Below are 15992 nucleotides of genomic sequence, written 5' to 3' on the forward strand. Positions count from 1 at the left end.
CTCCAAGCATAATAGCAAAGGAGCATGAAGTCAATATGATTTTTGAAAATATTTTCGAGCTCACGACTTTTTTTGAAACTTGCCGATCATGCGGCTCAACTGACAGAGAGCGGCGCTTAGATCGTTTCAGTTATTTCTCTGCCTGACGTTACTGATGATCAATCGGCTGGCGGGTAAAGTGGGAATTCTCGACAGATTGATGCTCAAATCCTGAACGGGTACATGATACGTGATTTGATTTGCCAGAAAATCCAGGCTCGCTTCCATGACTTTAAGGGTTAACCATTCTCCGGCGCAGCGATGCCCATGATCCCTGTCTCCTCCCCCTTGAGGAATGAAGTCAAATAGACCGCCCGCCCAATGATGAAAACGATCCGGCCGAAACTCATCCGGCCGATCCCAGAGACGGGGATCATGATGGGTCCCGTATACATCGAGCAGGACCAGTGTGCCCCTAGTGAATGGACACTGTTTCCAGGCGAATTCCCGGCGCACCCGGGCACCCACAAAGGGAGTAAAAGGATAGTAGCGGCGAACTTCCTGGACAAATGGCCGGACGTCCCCTTTCCCGGACTGCAGATTGTCCATACATTCCGGATGTTCATGAAGCGCATGGGCACCGAAGGTAATATAGGTTGCAATCGCAACAATCGGCCTTAATATATTCAGCAGTTCTACTGCTGCGATTTGCGTGTCAAGGATCCTGCCGTTTGACTCGCGATACCAGGCCATCGTGTATGCGGCTGAACTTTCCGGCGGATTCATCTCTCCCTTTCGAACGTGTTCAATGATCTGTCCTGCCCATTGTTCAGATCTTACCCGGGCAATTCTTCCCTGCCAGTGTCTCGGTCCAATTGCCCCAAAGGCGTCCACCATCTTGCCAAGATCGTTCGCTCTGTTTTTCACTTCCTGGCCGGTGATTGAAATGCCTGCCCATTCACAGGCAATTTGACACAACATTTCCTGCACTTCATCGAAGAGGACAACCTGATCCCTTTGCATCCACTTTTTACTCGTTTCCAGCCATTGTTTCTTTGTCAGATCGACAATCACTTGCAGACGTTCAGGACTCATCAGTTTCATGAACATTTGCTTGCGGTGCCTGTGCCGGGCGCCATCCAGTCCTTGAACACCGTTCTGTCCGAACAGTGTTTTCTGGACTCTTTTTGGTGCTGCTCCCTTTCGAACAAACCGCTCTTCATCATAAAAGAGTTCTGCCGCCTCAGGTCCGGTCATGCAAATCACATTCTGAGCGAGAAGACGGGTTTGGAAAATGTCAGTTTGCAACTTTCGGCATCTGTTCCGAATAAACACATACCCTTCCCTTAACAAAGCCAGACTATGATCCAGCCCATGATCACGGGGGATTTCTGTTTCTGTAGTCATGCAGGCTATCTCCTTTGCCTTCAACTGGTAAAACATTATCTGTATTAACTTAGATAAAAGATTTTATTCATCGGGGAAGGCAGATCAGGATACATCATTGCGGTATCTTCGCTAAATTCCTCCTTTGGGTTGCCGCTTATCTCACAAAAAAGCCCGAATGATCAGATTTATATTGGTTCATCTGAATCATTCGGATTTTTATTTTCAAGAATTTCCGTATCCATTTTTTTCTGCACGAGAAACCACTATTCGTTTGATTTCAATGCACCGGACGAGGCCCTTTCGTTTTACTCATCATTCGCTGATCATTCTGCGTTCCTTTTAAACTTTGGCGGCGAGTCAATGAGTGAAATCATCGCCGGAACAAAGATCGGAAGCATAATGAAGCAGAGTACGATCAGACCGGTGATGACAGCCGTTGCCAGCTCAATAAGGAGCACAATTCCTGACGGCATCAGTGTCGCGAAAGTTCCCCCAAGGATCACGAAGGCCGACAAAATGATGGTGCCCACTCGTTTTGCGGCTTCGACAATCGCTTCCTTGCCCGACATCAGCGGATATTCCTTATAACGTGCCAGCAGAAAGATGCTGTAGTCTACGCCCAGAGCAACGATCACGATAAAGGCGAAGAATGGAACGAAAGAGGAGATTCCCTCCAGGCCAAACATACTGATGAACAAAGCGTTCAGGACAAACATGGCCGCATAGTAGGCCCCCATTAGAGACACCGTGATAAACACCGGGATCCAGAAAGAACGCATCACAACGATCAGTACAAGCAACACGCCAATGAGTACAATAACCGTTAAGCGATTCAAATCTTTTGTCAAAACATTGTTTGTGTCATAGGTTGTCGAGCTTGGACCGGAAACGGCTGCCTTGGCATCAGTCAAAGTTGTTCCCTTCACTCCGTTCTTCACCACTGTATTCATGTGCCTGATTGTATTTAAAGCTTGCTTTGAATAAGGGTCATTATCGAGAATCACCGTTATTTTGGTAATGGTCCGGTCTTTAGACATGAACGCATCCAATGCCTGCTGATACTGTTTATCGTTCAGTGCTTCATCCGGTATTGAGAAGCTTCGATTTGTATTAAGCTGTGAAAGGAAATCGTTGGTCTTTCCCAAGCCGCCCGATAGTTGATCCAATCCTTTATTGACATCCGCCAGCTTGTCGCTGAATGTATGGAACCCATTAAGGCCATCTGCCAGCTTCTGCTGACCGGATTTCATTTGCCCCAGTCCGTCCGTTACCTGGTCCATATTGGTAACGATCTTTCCGATGCCTGAAGAGGCACTGTCAAGACCGCTTTTCGTTTTTTCAAGTCCCTCCGCCATTTTGGACAGGCCGGCACTCATCTCAGCCAGATGCGTGTTCGCCATTTTGAATCCGGTCGTCAGTGCATTGTAGTTCTTGTTCAATGCATCGATGCCTTCCGGGGTGATCCTGGCCAATGACGCAGACAACTGATCGATGCCTGCTTTTAATTGAAGATAGTTCTGATCACTGGCAACTCCCGGACTGCTTTCACCGAGCGTCGCCGTCAGCATTTGCATCTGCGTGAGTGCATTCTTGACGCCGAGCAGCGCTTTTGCGGTGTCTTGATAACTGGTACCCATTTTCGCATAGCCGGACTGCATCTGATCATAGTTATCAGCGAGTGTATGCACAGCACCACTCATTTTTTCAAGATTACTTTCAATTTGTCCGATCCCGTCACTGATATTTTGTGATTGACCGGTGCCTCCGAGCCCACTTTGAATTTGCTTAAGTCCGCTGGTCAGAGCAGTCATGCCATTCTCAAGCCTGGCTGTTCCGTCAACCATCTTATTGACTTGAGAGAAATCAGCCGAGCCAAGTTTTTTCTGAGCCGTTTTCAGACCGCCGCCGATCTGATCGACACCCTTCCGTGTCGCGGACAATCCGTCTGTGACCGACTTCGTCTGATCGCCGATGTAAAACCCATTCACTTCTTGTCCCTGAGGCCTGGTTATGGAAGAAACTTCTTTAACGCCTTTAATTTTTTCCAGTTGCCCGGTTAGTCGATCGATTGCCGCCAAAGATTCGTTATTGTCTAAAGCTTTTTTATTCTCAATGACGACAGTAGCCGGCATTGCATTACCCTTGCCAAAATGATCCGCCACAATATTCATGGCTTTAGAGGAAGGATAGCTGTTGCCAAGTTCGCTGATCGTATCAAAGTTTAATTTTTCCTGATAGAAAAACACGGCCGGAACAATAAGTACAGCCACAACGATTACGGAAACAATCGGATGCCGGGTGGCGAGCGTTGCAGTTCCTGCCCACATTCTGTTCTCCCCATGTCCTTTACTACTTTTGGATGGCCAGAACAGCTTTTGACCGAGTAGCTTCATCGCAAACGGAGTCAGGGTGATCATCTCGAGCAACAGAAACGCAACACCAATGACCACGACAATGCCCGACCGATAGATTGGCGATTGAGAGAATATAAGTGCCGCAAAAGCAATAAAGACAGTCAGGATACTGTAGACAATCGTTTTTCCGGCCGTTTGGTAGGTCGAGACAATCGCATCGTCAATAGACAATCCTTTTGACAGTTCTTCCTTAAAGCGGTTAAACAGCAATATATTATAATCGGTCCCAATGCCGAACAGGATCAGAATAAGCAGCATCTGCGTCAGACTGGTTAGCGGGAAACCTGCTTTGTCAATCAGCTGCGCAGCGACCCCCATTGAGCAAAGGTAGGAGAACATAACCGCAAGTAACGAAATGACCGGTGTCACGATGGATCGAAACATAAGGACAAGAACAATTAAAATGAACAGAACGGTCAGTGCCGCACTTTTCTCAACTCCGCCCTGAGATGCCCTTAAATAGTCATTATTAATGAAATCCTCGCCGGTCAGATAATGAGTAACCGTGACCTTGTCCAGCCGCTGATCAATGGCCTTCTTAATATCATCGATTTCTCGAGACTTTTTATCTAACTTGAAGCTCACCATTACCGTTGTTTTATCTTTCGAAATCAGCGAATTTTTCACTTCAGGCAGGCTGAAGGGATCCATGATTTCGGCAACTCCGAGCGTGTCTGCATCATCACGGAATTGTTCCACACCCTGCCTGACCTGATTCAGCTCGTTATTGGAAATTTTATTCTTATCATAAAAGACAATAAGGTCATTGGTTCCCTTCGACCTTTCCATTTTACTCAATATGGCGTCGGCTTGTACCGATGGGCTGTTTTCGTTCAATGCCTTCTGCCCTCTGTCTCTCAGGATGGCATTGATATCCGGCTGCATAGCAACGAGCACAACCGTTGCAACAAGCCATAAGCATAAAATGAGCCAACGCGCTTTAATGATTCCTCTCACTTCTGATCCTCCCCGTAAAAACTAAATGAATTTCACCTGTTCATGAAGACGACTCATAAGCAGAAATCGTCTTTTCTCGATCTAACCATCTATGTTCAGCAATTTATTTATTATGGAGAGGCATTGTCGAATCTCAGTGTTGCATCGTTTAAATGTATGCTTATCTTCTTAAAGCCTCATTTATTCTCCTCTTAGAATTCATTGAACACAGTGTTGATTTAATATCATGCTGATAGTATAGTAAACGTAAAAGTTAAGTTCAATATGTAATTTTTCGTTTTCTGTTATTGAATAAACAAACACATCACGTATTGTTTAATAAATGAAGGAAAAGGTGAATCTGATGGTGGGTACAAAGAATAACAGACGCACCCAATATACGATCCAGGTAATCAAGGAGGCCTTTTTACGTCTTCTGAACACGAATGAGCTCTCCAAAATAACGGTTACTCAAATTTGCAGGGAAGCGGATGTCAATCGGGGAACCTTTTATTTGCATTTTAACGACCCGCTTGATTTATTCCATAACATTGAAACGGATCTGACCAATCAAATCCGACCGGTTTTAGCCATGCGTCCGCAAGAACAGCTTCATGACTGGCTAAAAAGACTGATTATTATACTTAAAGATAACGAAGCAGTTAGCCAATTGATTTTGGCAAATTACCGTAACGGTATCATGATCAATGAGTTGTTTTCTGAAGTACAGGAACAAGCGATTGAGGAATTTAAAGAGGATTTTCATGAGCAGGATCCTCACATTCTAAAGTATTACTTTTCCTATTTTGTCAATGGTTCAATTAGCGCTATTTTAAGTTGGTTCGCAGATGAGGAGGATCAATCGATTGAGGGAATTACTAAAGCTTTAGCAAACGTCTTGTCGCGATCAACGGAATAATTTGAAGAGATAAATGGATATTATGCGTCAATGCCGGCATCTTGCACCTCTGCTTTTATTCTCAGCCGGAACACTGTTTTATTTACATGGCAAAGGTGCTTCACAGTCAATAGACCAGTGAAACACCCGCATCGTTGTTTTGTATCTGATTAGATAAATAGATTCACATTAGATTTTGTTGCTTCGCCCAGAAACCGGCCAAACCGCCGAACGTAACGCCATCGATGATTTCCTCACGTGCTACGCCCATTCACTCCATACTTATCATACAGGCAACCATTTTAACACCTGAGAACATATTTTCTTTTTTAGTCCTGATTCATTTCCCCGGCTTGTTGTCGGAAAGAAAGATTAGTCATGAATCAGACTCATAATCCGATTTGGATCAAATCCGAGTACCCATTGTCCATTCACGTTTGTTTGGGGTACGCCCATTTGTCCGGTTGTTTCGACAAGACGCTGACCGGCAGCCGGGTCTTGCTGGACATTCACTTCTTTAAAAAGCAGCCCTTTTTCTCTCAGAAAGTTTTTTACCATATGGCAGAAGGGACAGGTATTAGTCGTATACACAGTAATTTCATTCATCGTTAATTACTCCTTTAAAAGTTTTTTCACTCTTAATCAGTCAATCGTTTAATTATTAATCGTCGCTCGGATCATTTATTTATTGCACTTCTGTAACCGCTGCCCGCTTCATCGAATGAATAAATTATTCTTCTTTCCTGTCATCCCGTTACTTTTTCCGGAAAAACAGTTTTGTACAGTTTATATCCTCCATCTAGATTCTTAACCCGATAGCCTTTCTGAGCAAGAATACGAGATGCGAGATAGCCGCGGAGGCCCACCTGACAAGTCACAATCAAATCACGGTTTTTCGGAATCTCACGTAATCGTTCACGAAGATCGTCCAAAGGAATATTCACCGCTCCCCGGATGGTTCCGTTCCCGTATTCCTGTGCTGTCCGAACATCAATGAGCATTGCCCCCTGTTCTACCAGCCGGTCGACCTCATTCCACTGAACATGCTGCACTTTGCCTTCCAGCAGATTTTCTGACGCATAACCGATTAAATTAACCGGAGCCTTTGCTGAGTTAAACGGCGGCGCATAGGCAAGTTCAAGCTCAGTCAGGTCATGAACCGTCATCTGTCCATGGATCGCCGCGGCAAGCACATCGATGGTTTTATCGATCCCCTTTTTGCCAACCGCCTGAGCACCCAGTAGCTTTCCCGATTCCGGATCAAAGAGCAGCTTAAGTGTCATCTGCGAGCTGCCCGGATAATAAGACGCGTGATCCGGCGGACTGGTATGCAGCGCTTCATAAGGGATCTGATATCTCTGCAGCATTTTTTCACTTAATCCTGTCACAGCGGCAGATGTATCAAAAACTTTCACAATGGATGTACCCAGAGTCCCCTTGTAACTACGCTTTATACCGCTTAGAATATCAGCAACCATTCGTCCCTGGCGATTGGCCGGTGAGGCGAGTGGAATAACTGCTGCTTTCCCGCTGACTGTCTGAGTCACTTCGATTGCATCACCGATCGCATAGATATTTGGATCACTGGTCTGTAGCTGATCATTAACCGATATGCTGCGGCGGATACCCAGCGCTAATCCTGCTTGCTCAGCTAGGGCTGATTCAGGAACGACGCCGACTGATAAAAGAGTCAAATCTGTCGCTTTGCGCTGTCCATCATCCATCACCAGAACGGTACCCTTTTTCTCAAAACCCATGACGGTTTTTCCTTTGAGTACCTCAATACCGTGCTCTTTCAGTTCAGCTTCTACGCTGGCCGCCATTTCCAGGTCAAGCGGGGGAAGAACTTGATGCTCCCGTTCAATGATCGTCACTTTAGGTCCGCGTTCTGCAAGGTTCTCGGCCATTTCCATGCCGATAAAACCGGCACCGATGATCACGGCACGATCCACTTGATGCTGCTGCAAATCGTGAACAATGCGTTCAGCATCCGGAACATCGCGTAGCGTGAACACATGCTCCGCCTGGTCCATTCCTTTAATTGGCGGACGCATCGGGTGCGCCCCGGTTGAGAGGATCAAAGCGTCATAGGTTTCTTTATAAGTCTTTCCATGATGAGTAATGGTCACTTTCTTTTGTTCTCGATCAATATGTGTTGCTTCACTTTCTGTCCGCACATCCAGACGAAAACGCTGGTACAGCTTTTCCGCCGTCTGCACAAGCAGCTGTGACTGTTCCCGAATCACACCGCCAATAAAATAAGGAAGGCCGCAGTTGGCAAAAGAAACATAAGGACCACGTTCCACGACAATAATTTCTGCTTCTTCATTTAATCGGCGGAGCCGCGTGGCTGCCGACATCCCGCCGGCCACCCCGCCAATGATGACGTATTTCATTGCGTTTATCCCCTTAGCGTTCAATCGGTCCGTGCCAGTTCATCATCCCACCGGCCATATTTTTTACCTTAAATCCATTTGCAGACAGGATGGCAGACGCCACATCGCTTCTGTTTCCGGACTGACAAACCATGATGTGTTCCTGCTCTTTGTTGATTTCACCGATTCGGTTCTGAATTTCATTTACCGAAATATTAATCGCCCCCGGAATATGTCCCCCGGCAAATTCAAACGGTTCACGAACGTCAATAATACTTAACGGTGTATGGTTGCGCACCAAACGTTCGACATCTTCAGGTGTCAGTTCTTCATACATGCTGTTCTCCTCCTTGGATCATTTCTTATCAAAACCTGCGCAGTGCTATACCCCATTGGGTATAATTTACTCCATAAAAAAACTACCAGCGATTCATCCCGCCGCGCACATTGGTCACTTTTTCATAGCCCGCTTTTTTCAAAAGCTTGCAGGCGACTGAGCTTCTCATACCGCTTTGACAAATGACGACGACTTCTTTTTCTTTCGGGATCTTGTTGAGATGATTTTTCAAAGTTTGCAGCGAAATATTGATAAAGCCTGGAATGGATCGACTGCTGAACTCCGGCTTTGTGCGTACATCAAGAAAGTATTTCCCCTTTTTATCAGGCAGATAGGTCTCTTTTAATTCCGAAGTACTTATCTTCTTAATTTTGGGTTTGCAAAAGAACGGGCATTTCATATTTATTTTTCCTCTTTTCACCATTCGATTCACCGCGTTTTGATCCCTTAGCGACTTTTCACCAGCATTTGAACCGCTTCATTTACGATGGATTCAGTTGATCCTTTACCGTTCTCAATCTGCTCCCGCAGACAAGCTTCCAGATTCTTTCCTATGACTAAACCAAGTGCACGATCCATTGCCGTACGGGCAGCAGTCATCTGGGTCACCACACTGCGGCAGTCTTCACCTTGTTCCATCATGTTGAGAATCCCGCGGATCTGACCATCAATTCGTTTCAATCGATTTTTCATTTGCGCTGTATACTCCATGAGCAATCCCTCCTCATACCCCTATGGGTATAATAATGGATGCATTTTTCTCTGTCAAATAATAAGACAGTCTGGGATAAGCCAAATAATTGGGATATCCTTTAAATTCCTAAAAACGAAGTAAAGAACCAGTTATCCAGCAATTTGCAGACATCCGGCATTCACGCTATTATGGGATGAGCAATGCCGATAAACAGACTAGAGAGGATACCAATGACAGATTACCTGAAGCTGAAAGAACAGCTGATTGCATACAGTAAAGAAATTGGTGTGGACAAGATTGGTTTCACAACGGCGGATCCGTTCACTGAATTAAAGTCACAGCTCCGCCGTCAGCAGGAACTCGGTTATCAGTCCGGATTCGAGGAGAAGAATATTAAGAAAAGAACCGAGCCGACTCTGCTCATGGAGAAAGCACAATCCATCATTGCGATCGCTATGGCGTATCCGAAGAAAATGGCTGAACGTCTGCCGAACCGAACCGGTCATCGCCGCGGCGCGTTTGCCCGTGTCTCCTGGGGGTTGGACTATCATGTGATTCTTCGCGGGCGTCTGCAGAAGCTCGGCGAATATCTTGTCCGTGCGGTGCCCGGTGCCAAATATAAGAGCATGGTCGACACCGGGGAACTCTCCGACCGGGCGGTAGCTGAACGCGCCGGCATCGGCTGGGTGGGAAAAAACACGAATCTGATTACTAAAGAATTCGGCTCCTATGTCTATCTCGGCGAAATGCTGACAACGATCCCGTTTCCTCCGGACAAACCGGCCGCCGACCTGTGCGGCGACTGCACGATTTGCGTCGACCACTGCCCGACCAGAGCGCTAATCCAGGGCGGTCAGCTCAACAGTCACCGCTGCATCGCCTATCTCACGCAGACAAAGCAGGAACTCCCGGAGCAATATAAAAAAGCACTCGGTAACCGTCTCTACGGCTGCGACACCTGTCAGCAGGTCTGCCCGTACAATCGTGATGTCGACAGCCATTTTCACCCGGAGATGGAGCCGGATCCGGAACTGGCCCGTCCCTTGCTGACGCCGCTGCTTTCGCTGTCCAACCGTGAATTCAAGGAAACATATGGTCCGCTCTCCGGCTCTTGGCGGGGGAAAAAGCCAATCCAGCGCAACGCCATTGTCGCACTCGGCAATTATAAAGAAACCGCTGCCGCACCGGAGCTCGTGCGTCTACTTGGAAAAGATCCGCGTCCGGTGATCCGTCGCACGGTCACCTGGGCACTCCAGCAAATGTGGGACCGGATTGAGCCCCGACTGCGCACGAAGATCGTCCAATCCTTAGAAAAACTGCTTGCAACAGAAACGGATGAGAAAGTTTATCAGTGGATCGAAGAACGGCTGAACATGGAAAAGCGCCGCCAAAAATAGCCATTTCCCAGAAGAAGGCAGGAATTTCCTTTCCCGGGAAATAGTTTTTGAGCGACCGGGAAAGTTGAAAACAAAATGAATGAGCATATCTTCTTGTAATGACGATTGAAGCAAGATTCACAGTAGATTTTCCCCGTCGTATCTCTGACAAGTTGGTTAAGGATCTGTTCCGTTTCCCCATCCCAAGACTTTTTCGGTGATTCAGCCAGTACACACATAAATTCTCCAGGCTGAATGGTTTTGCCACACCCGCTGCATTTCAGAACAGATTGTCTTTTCATCGACGAAAACAAACCCAGTTTTCCCGCCTTCTTTAAGTTCGCCAATTGAATTATTAGGATAGTAAAATATTTGTCTTCACCAAAGGGTATTCATCATGGAAAACCACACTTGGTTAAAGTGCAAAGCCGATCGAATTAACTCTGAGCTGGTCTCAAAACCATGATCATTTGGAAACAGCTACGTCTTTCATCAATCACCTTAAACTATGTGTCGCAAACGTTGAGAGCGCAGCAAGAATGCCGACCAGAATATCCGGAGGAATGCCCAGCCATTTTTGAAAACGGAAACACGCCTTTTCGGCACTTTCCGAATGATAGGGCACAAGAATAAAGAAATCGTTCACTGAGATGTCCCGGAACAATGTCCGCAGCCATCTGTTCATGAACCAGATAAAAAGAACGTAGACAGCCCACTTCAGACCGACGGGGAGAAACAACACCGCAAGACAGGTAATGCCAATCAGTCTATAGTATAAAGAAAGATGGGCCTTATTCCGTAGCACCGATTTCAGAAGGAATTCGAGCAAGCCGTTTGCTTCGCTGCGTTCTCTGAAGAAGCGGCTGGAGTTCCGAAAAAACAGAAACGGCTTCTTTCGTCTGCTCGCCCGCGGTTTCGGAATCTCATTTGTGTAACGCAGAATGAGGCGGGTCAGGCGAGAGTGCGCATCATACTCGGCTTCAAGATCTTTCTCCCAATGATTGATTTTGGAAAAGCTGTGCACATTCAGCCAGAGTAATATGGCCCAGAAAATCCCTCCGAAAATCGCCCACAGCATCGGGGAAGCATTGATCAAAAGTGTTCCTGCCAGACTGAAACTGAGAAAACGAAACAGCCAGCGAATAATGACCTGATCGATTGATTTTTTGATCATCATTACTGTAAGTTTAAACGCGCTGGCCAGCAGCATCAGGCTAAGAATCTGCTGTACCGTATACTGATCAATCCCGATCAGAACCGGAAGCGCGACAGCCAGCAGAAGACACTCGACCAGGAAGAGTACAAACATAGAGTAAATAAAGCTGTCACGCTTTAACTGACGGATTGCTTTCCTCCGCTGAATCAGAAAAAGCAAATCGGCATCAAGAAGGCCGGTTCTGAGCGTTCCATTGCCTGAAAGGATCAGCAGCAGTAAAAGAACGATTGAAACAGGGATCCGGGCATTCCAGTATATGTGGATGTTCCGCCAGACATCAGCGTAGATAAATGGAATGATGACAGCAGACGGTATCGCCAGATAAAGCATAATCGACCAGTCGACAATCGTCTTCAAGACTCGTTGCTGATAGTGGAATTCGCTGACCACCCTCCGAAAAAACAGCTTATTCCCCGACATCGGATTCGTCCTCCGTCAATAAATCAAAACAATCCAGCAATGATCCATTTATTAAACCGCTGTGTGCCCTGATTTCTCCCAGTGTTCCCTGGAAAATCATATGCCCGTCGGAAATGAGTATAAACCGGTCACAAATTTTCTCCGCCGTATCAAGGACATGTGTCGACATCAAAATTCCCGCTCCGTTCGCCTTTGCTTGCTGGAGCGACTGAAGCAGCCGTTTCACCGCCCGCGGATCAAGGCCCATAAAAGGTTCGTCAACAATGTACAGTTTTGCCTGCCGCAGAAAGGCAAGAACCAGCATCACCTTTTGCTGCATACCCTTCGAAAAATTTTCAGGATACTGGTGGATCACGCGAGTCAGTTGAAATCGTGCAAGCAGTTGATGTGCGAGATTCATATAAGCTGACTCGTCGGTATTCAACGTCGTGAACAAGAACTCGATGTACTCCCAGAGCGTCATCCGTTCATAGAGCAGCGGACGTTCCGGAATATAAGCATAATCTGAGACTTTGCAAGTTCCTTTAACACTTTTGACCGTACCGAGAATTGACTTGATCGTTGTGCTCTTCCCAGCCCCGTTCGGCCCGATCAAGCCGACCAGTTCACCAGCATCTATTGAAAAATGAATATCCTTCAATACAGGATCATCAGCGCTGTAGCCTGCTTCATTAATCGCAACCGATAAAAGCATCGAATTCCTTCTCTCGTTTCATGATCACACTCAGTTTGAAAGAACAAAAATCGGAAAGTCGATAAACATCATCAATCAGAGTTCAATCCAGTAGCGCTGAGTCACCCGTTCCGAACTTTGGACCTCATTTTCCAGCATGCCGCCATTCCGGATAATCGTTCTTGCGGAAGCTGTGTTGTTTTTGTCGCAGGTGAGAAGAACGTGTTTCAAATGCTGTTCACGAGCTTTTTCAAGTGCGAGCGCCAGCATCTTTGTCGCGCAGCCTTTGCGCCGCTCGGAAGGACGAACACCGTAACCGATGTGTCCGCCGATACTGAAGAGAGCATCGTTTAACTCATGACGCAGATGAATCGCTCCGTAGAGACGATGATTTTCATCGGCTAAAAAATACAATGTGGCCGGAACCCAGCCCCGCTGACGGATAGCATCCGTCTTTCCTTCATTTAAGAACGCCAGAAATTCCGGGTATGCGCGTTCTCCCTTGTCTGACGCACTGGGAATAATTTCTTCGCCAGACTTTTTCCATTCGGACCAATAGCTGTCAAACGCCTCTTCCAGATCAGGAGTCAGTTCCACTAATTGAAACATGTAATCACCCTATGTATCTCAGAGTTTCGTCTTTCTTATGAAATTAATCATAGCATAGTCATCTAGTTTATAGACTGGTGCGCCATAAATCACTAAGATTTCTGGAAAATTAGTCACATCAAGGAAAAGATCAACGTTGCAATCAGATAACCGGCAATCAGCCAAATCATGATTGCAGATAATTTGTTGACCACAAACAATGACTTATTTAAGAATGGCATTTGTCCCAGCAGTTTCCCGGCAAAAGCAAGACTGAAGAACCAGATCCAGGAAACAAGCGCACAGGCAAGGGCAAATGCCCACTTAGCCCATCCAGTATAATTTAACGCATTGGTTCCGATCACGCCGACCGTATCCAGAATAGCATGCGGATTGAGCAAAGAGACGGAAGCGGCGTACAGGATCCGTTTTCCTGCCGGCAGCAGCGGAACATGATCGTTACCGATCCGGGACGCACTCATCCAGATTCTGCTCCCAATCACCACGAGGAACGCACTTCCTGCCAGCAAGAACACATTTTTCAAAAAGGGGGCGTGTAAAATAACCAGTGAAACACCTTCGACGGCAATCACAATCAAAAAAGTATCGGAAAGTGCCGCAGTCACGATCGCCGGCAACGTGCTGATCAGCGTTCTCGAATGGACACCCTGAATAAAAATGAAGATATTTTGCGCACCTAACGGAAGAATCAGGCTGAGCGCGAGCAGAAAACCATGTACTATGGCAACGAGCACCATCATTACCTCCTTCGGAAATTATTTTCCTCCAAGGGTCACGGTCTGTCACCAGCCAAAACGAAATAAATGGCCCAGCCAAATTGTGATACGATAAAAGCAACAAGCTGATAGGAAGATGACGATGCATCCAGACCGAATATCCAGTGTCCCGTTATACATACAAATCGTCGAATCGATCAAGGAAAAAATCCGTTCCGGAGAATGGGTGGTCGGCACGCGACTGCCTTCGCAGCGTGATCTGGCACAGAGTCTCGGAGTGAATCGGAGCACCATATCTCTCGCGTTTGATGAACTGGCCGCACAGGGGCTTATCCACAGTGCTTACGGAAGAGGTACGGTGGTCATCAACAATACTTGGGGATTGCTGACGCAAAAACAGCCGACTAATTGGCAGGCCTTAATTGAATCGGGCAGTTACAAGCCGAATCTGGCAATGATTCGGAAGATCAACGATGCCGAGTTTGCCCCTGATGTGGTCCGGATGGGTACGGGTGAACTGGCACCTCAGTTACTTCCGAATCGACAGACAGATGAGCTGCTTCGAAACTTGCCGGTCTCCTCTCTATCTTTGGGCTATTCAGAACCTAAAGGGGACCGCCAGTTACGTGAAGAAATTGCCCGGTATGTCACACGGTTCGGCATTAACGCAGCGCCGTCTTCGATCCTCATTGTCTCCGGTGCGCTGCAGGCGCTTCAGCTCATTTCAGTGGGTTTGCTCGATCACGGATCGACCATTCTGTTAGAAAAACCCTCCTATTTGTATTCAGTGAATGTTTTTCAGTCTTCAGGAATGCGTTTTGCGGGAGTGAAACTTGATTCAGGAGGGATGCGTGTGGATAAACTCGAAGCGCTTAAGCGGCAGTATCAGAGCTCGATCATCTATACAATCCCAAATTTTCATAATCCGACGGGCATTTTGATGAGCCGGAAACGCCGGCAGCAGATGCTCTCTGTTTCACTTCAGGCCAGACTGCCGATTATTGAGGACGATGTCTATCGCGAGCTTTGGTTCGACAGTCCTCCCCCTCCGCCGCTGAAAGCAATGGATCATGCAGGCGAAGTGATTTATATCGGCAGTGTTTCCAAAGCACTGAGCCCGGGCCTCCGTGTCGGTTGGGTGATTGGCCCGGAGACGGTCATTGACCGTCTCGCCGACATCAAGATGCAAAGCGATTATGGCTCCAGCGCCGTCTCCCAACTGATCGTCAGCGAATTTTTGCGGACAGGCACCTACGACGCGCACAGTGCCTTCGTCAGAGAAAAGTTAAAAATACGTCGGGATTACCTGATCGGTCTGCTCAATCAATATTTTTCCGATATTGCCGACTGGAAGACACCAGCCGGCGGATTCTACATCTGGCTGAAAATCCGTCCGGAGATCAACCTGGTTTTGCTATTCAAAAATGCCTTGGAACAGCATATACTGCTGAATCCCGGCATTCTGTATGATCGGCAGTCCAGCCAGTATTTACGGCTTTCCTTCAGCTATGCCACCCTTCCGCAAATGGAACAGGCCGTGAGACAATTAAGGGGCCTGATTCTGGAAGTCCAAAAGTCGTGATGATGATCCGGAAAAGTTGTCTCTGCAGCGCTCGAGAAAATTTTCGCTAGCTCTCCATGGTGTCAGCAGCTCGATTTATCCAAATAGGATCAACTGATATGAACGAAACTGTCAATGCCCCGCACTTGTTTGGCCAGGTCTCCTGTTTTAAGCGACTTTAATCTGAGGGGGGTGCGTCCTCTCTTTCATGCTGGCTCAGTTTCACGTGACTTCCAAACGCACCCCTCCTTCCTTATCATGGGTCGCACGGCTCGAAGGCAAAAAGTACAACGCTGATTGGCATACTGATATCCGTGGATTGGGTACCACATTATATCTTTCCGTCTCAGGAGCCGGCACGTTCTTTTGTCGTACATCAGCCTCGATAGAAGCAGGTAC

The 15992-nt window shown here is 47.0% G+C and carries 14 protein-coding genes; 3 read left to right on the plus strand and 11 right to left on the minus strand.

The window, feature by feature from the left end; genetic code table 11:
• Positions 1 to 126: 126 nt before the first annotated feature.
• Both cypC and D889_RS0102035 read right to left on the minus strand, forming a co-directional pair.
• Positions 127 to 1386 (minus strand): CYP152 family fatty-acid peroxygenase CypC, encoded by a 1260-nt coding sequence (gene cypC / locus D889_RS0102030; RefSeq protein WP_010631438.1) that lies wholly within the window; start codon positions 1384 to 1386, stop codon positions 127 to 129.
• 305 nt (positions 1387 to 1691) lie between these two features.
• A complete protein-coding gene (locus tag D889_RS0102035) occupies positions 1692 to 4739 on the minus strand; it encodes an MMPL family transporter (protein ID WP_010631439.1) in 3048 nt (1015 codons plus the stop codon).
• Between the two features lie 343 nt (positions 4740 to 5082).
• Between D889_RS0102035 and D889_RS0102040 the strand changes: the two genes are divergently transcribed.
• Positions 5083 to 5637 (plus strand): TetR/AcrR family transcriptional regulator, encoded by a 555-nt coding sequence (locus D889_RS0102040; RefSeq protein ID WP_010631440.1) that lies wholly within the window; start codon positions 5083 to 5085, stop codon positions 5635 to 5637.
• 351 nt (positions 5638 to 5988) lie between these two features.
• On the opposite strand, the gene D889_RS0102045 is transcribed toward D889_RS0102040, so the two are convergent.
• The 5 genes from D889_RS0102045 to D889_RS0102065 form a co-directional block, all read right to left on the minus strand.
• Positions 5989 to 6222, minus strand: coding sequence for a glutaredoxin family protein (locus D889_RS0102045; protein WP_010631441.1), 234 nt, complete (start codon positions 6220 to 6222; stop codon positions 5989 to 5991).
• 140 nt (positions 6223 to 6362) lie between these two features.
• Positions 6363 to 8012: an FAD-dependent oxidoreductase gene (locus D889_RS0102050; protein WP_010631442.1), complete on the minus strand. Its 1650-nt coding sequence runs from the start codon at positions 8010 to 8012 to the stop codon at positions 6363 to 6365.
• 13 nt (positions 8013 to 8025) lie between these two features.
• The gene (locus tag D889_RS0102055; RefSeq protein ID WP_010631443.1) at positions 8026 to 8328 is read right to left on the minus strand and encodes a rhodanese-like domain-containing protein; all 303 of its coding nucleotides are present in this window, start codon (positions 8326 to 8328) and stop codon (positions 8026 to 8028) included.
• 82 nt (positions 8329 to 8410) lie between these two features.
• Entirely contained in the window at positions 8411 to 8728 is a 318-nt protein-coding gene (locus D889_RS0102060; RefSeq protein WP_010631444.1) for a rhodanese-like domain-containing protein, read from the minus strand.
• A 47-nt stretch (positions 8729 to 8775) separates the two neighbouring features.
• Complete coding sequence (locus tag D889_RS0102065; RefSeq protein WP_010631445.1) at positions 8776 to 9039, minus strand: metal-sensitive transcriptional regulator; 264 nt, start codon at positions 9037 to 9039, stop codon at positions 8776 to 8778.
• A 213-nt stretch (positions 9040 to 9252) separates the two neighbouring features.
• Between D889_RS0102065 and queG the strand changes: the two genes are divergently transcribed.
• Positions 9253 to 10419 carry a tRNA epoxyqueuosine(34) reductase QueG gene (queG, locus tag D889_RS0102070; protein ID WP_010631446.1) on the plus strand — a complete coding sequence of 389 codons (1167 nt, stop codon included), beginning with the start codon at positions 9253 to 9255 and terminating at the stop codon, positions 10417 to 10419.
• A 475-nt stretch (positions 10420 to 10894) separates the two neighbouring features.
• Here the strand turns inward: queG and D889_RS0102075 are convergent, their stop codons facing one another.
• The 4 genes from D889_RS0102075 to D889_RS0102090 all read right to left on the minus strand — a co-directional run bounded on the left by D889_RS0102075 (position 10895) and on the right by D889_RS0102090 (position 14053).
• Positions 10895 to 12034: an ABC transporter permease gene (locus D889_RS0102075; protein WP_010631447.1), complete on the minus strand. Its 1140-nt coding sequence runs from the start codon at positions 12032 to 12034 to the stop codon at positions 10895 to 10897.
• Positions 12021 to 12728 carry an ABC transporter ATP-binding protein gene (locus tag D889_RS0102080; RefSeq protein WP_010631448.1) on the minus strand — a complete coding sequence of 236 codons (708 nt, stop codon included), beginning with the start codon at positions 12726 to 12728 and terminating at the stop codon, positions 12021 to 12023. The genes D889_RS0102075 and D889_RS0102080 overlap by 14 nt, the downstream gene beginning before the upstream one ends.
• A 75-nt stretch (positions 12729 to 12803) precedes the next feature.
• Positions 12804 to 13316 (minus strand): GNAT family N-acetyltransferase, encoded by a 513-nt coding sequence (locus D889_RS0102085; protein ID WP_010631449.1) that lies wholly within the window; start codon positions 13314 to 13316, stop codon positions 12804 to 12806.
• A 113-nt stretch (positions 13317 to 13429) separates the two neighbouring features.
• Positions 13430 to 14053 (minus strand): LysE/ArgO family amino acid transporter, encoded by a 624-nt coding sequence (locus D889_RS0102090; protein ID WP_010631450.1) that lies wholly within the window; start codon positions 14051 to 14053, stop codon positions 13430 to 13432.
• A gap of 121 nt (positions 14054 to 14174) precedes the next feature.
• Between D889_RS0102090 and pdxR the strand changes: the two genes are divergently transcribed.
• Complete coding sequence (pdxR, locus tag D889_RS0102095) at positions 14175 to 15614, plus strand: MocR-like pyridoxine biosynthesis transcription factor PdxR (RefSeq protein WP_010631451.1); 1440 nt, start codon at positions 14175 to 14177, stop codon at positions 15612 to 15614.
• Positions 15615 to 15992 lie beyond the last annotated feature (378 nt).

This window comes from Sporolactobacillus vineae DSM 21990 = SL153 (genome assembly GCF_000377985.1).
Lineage (GTDB): Bacteria > Bacillota > Bacilli > Bacillales > Sporolactobacillaceae > Sporolactobacillus > Sporolactobacillus vineae.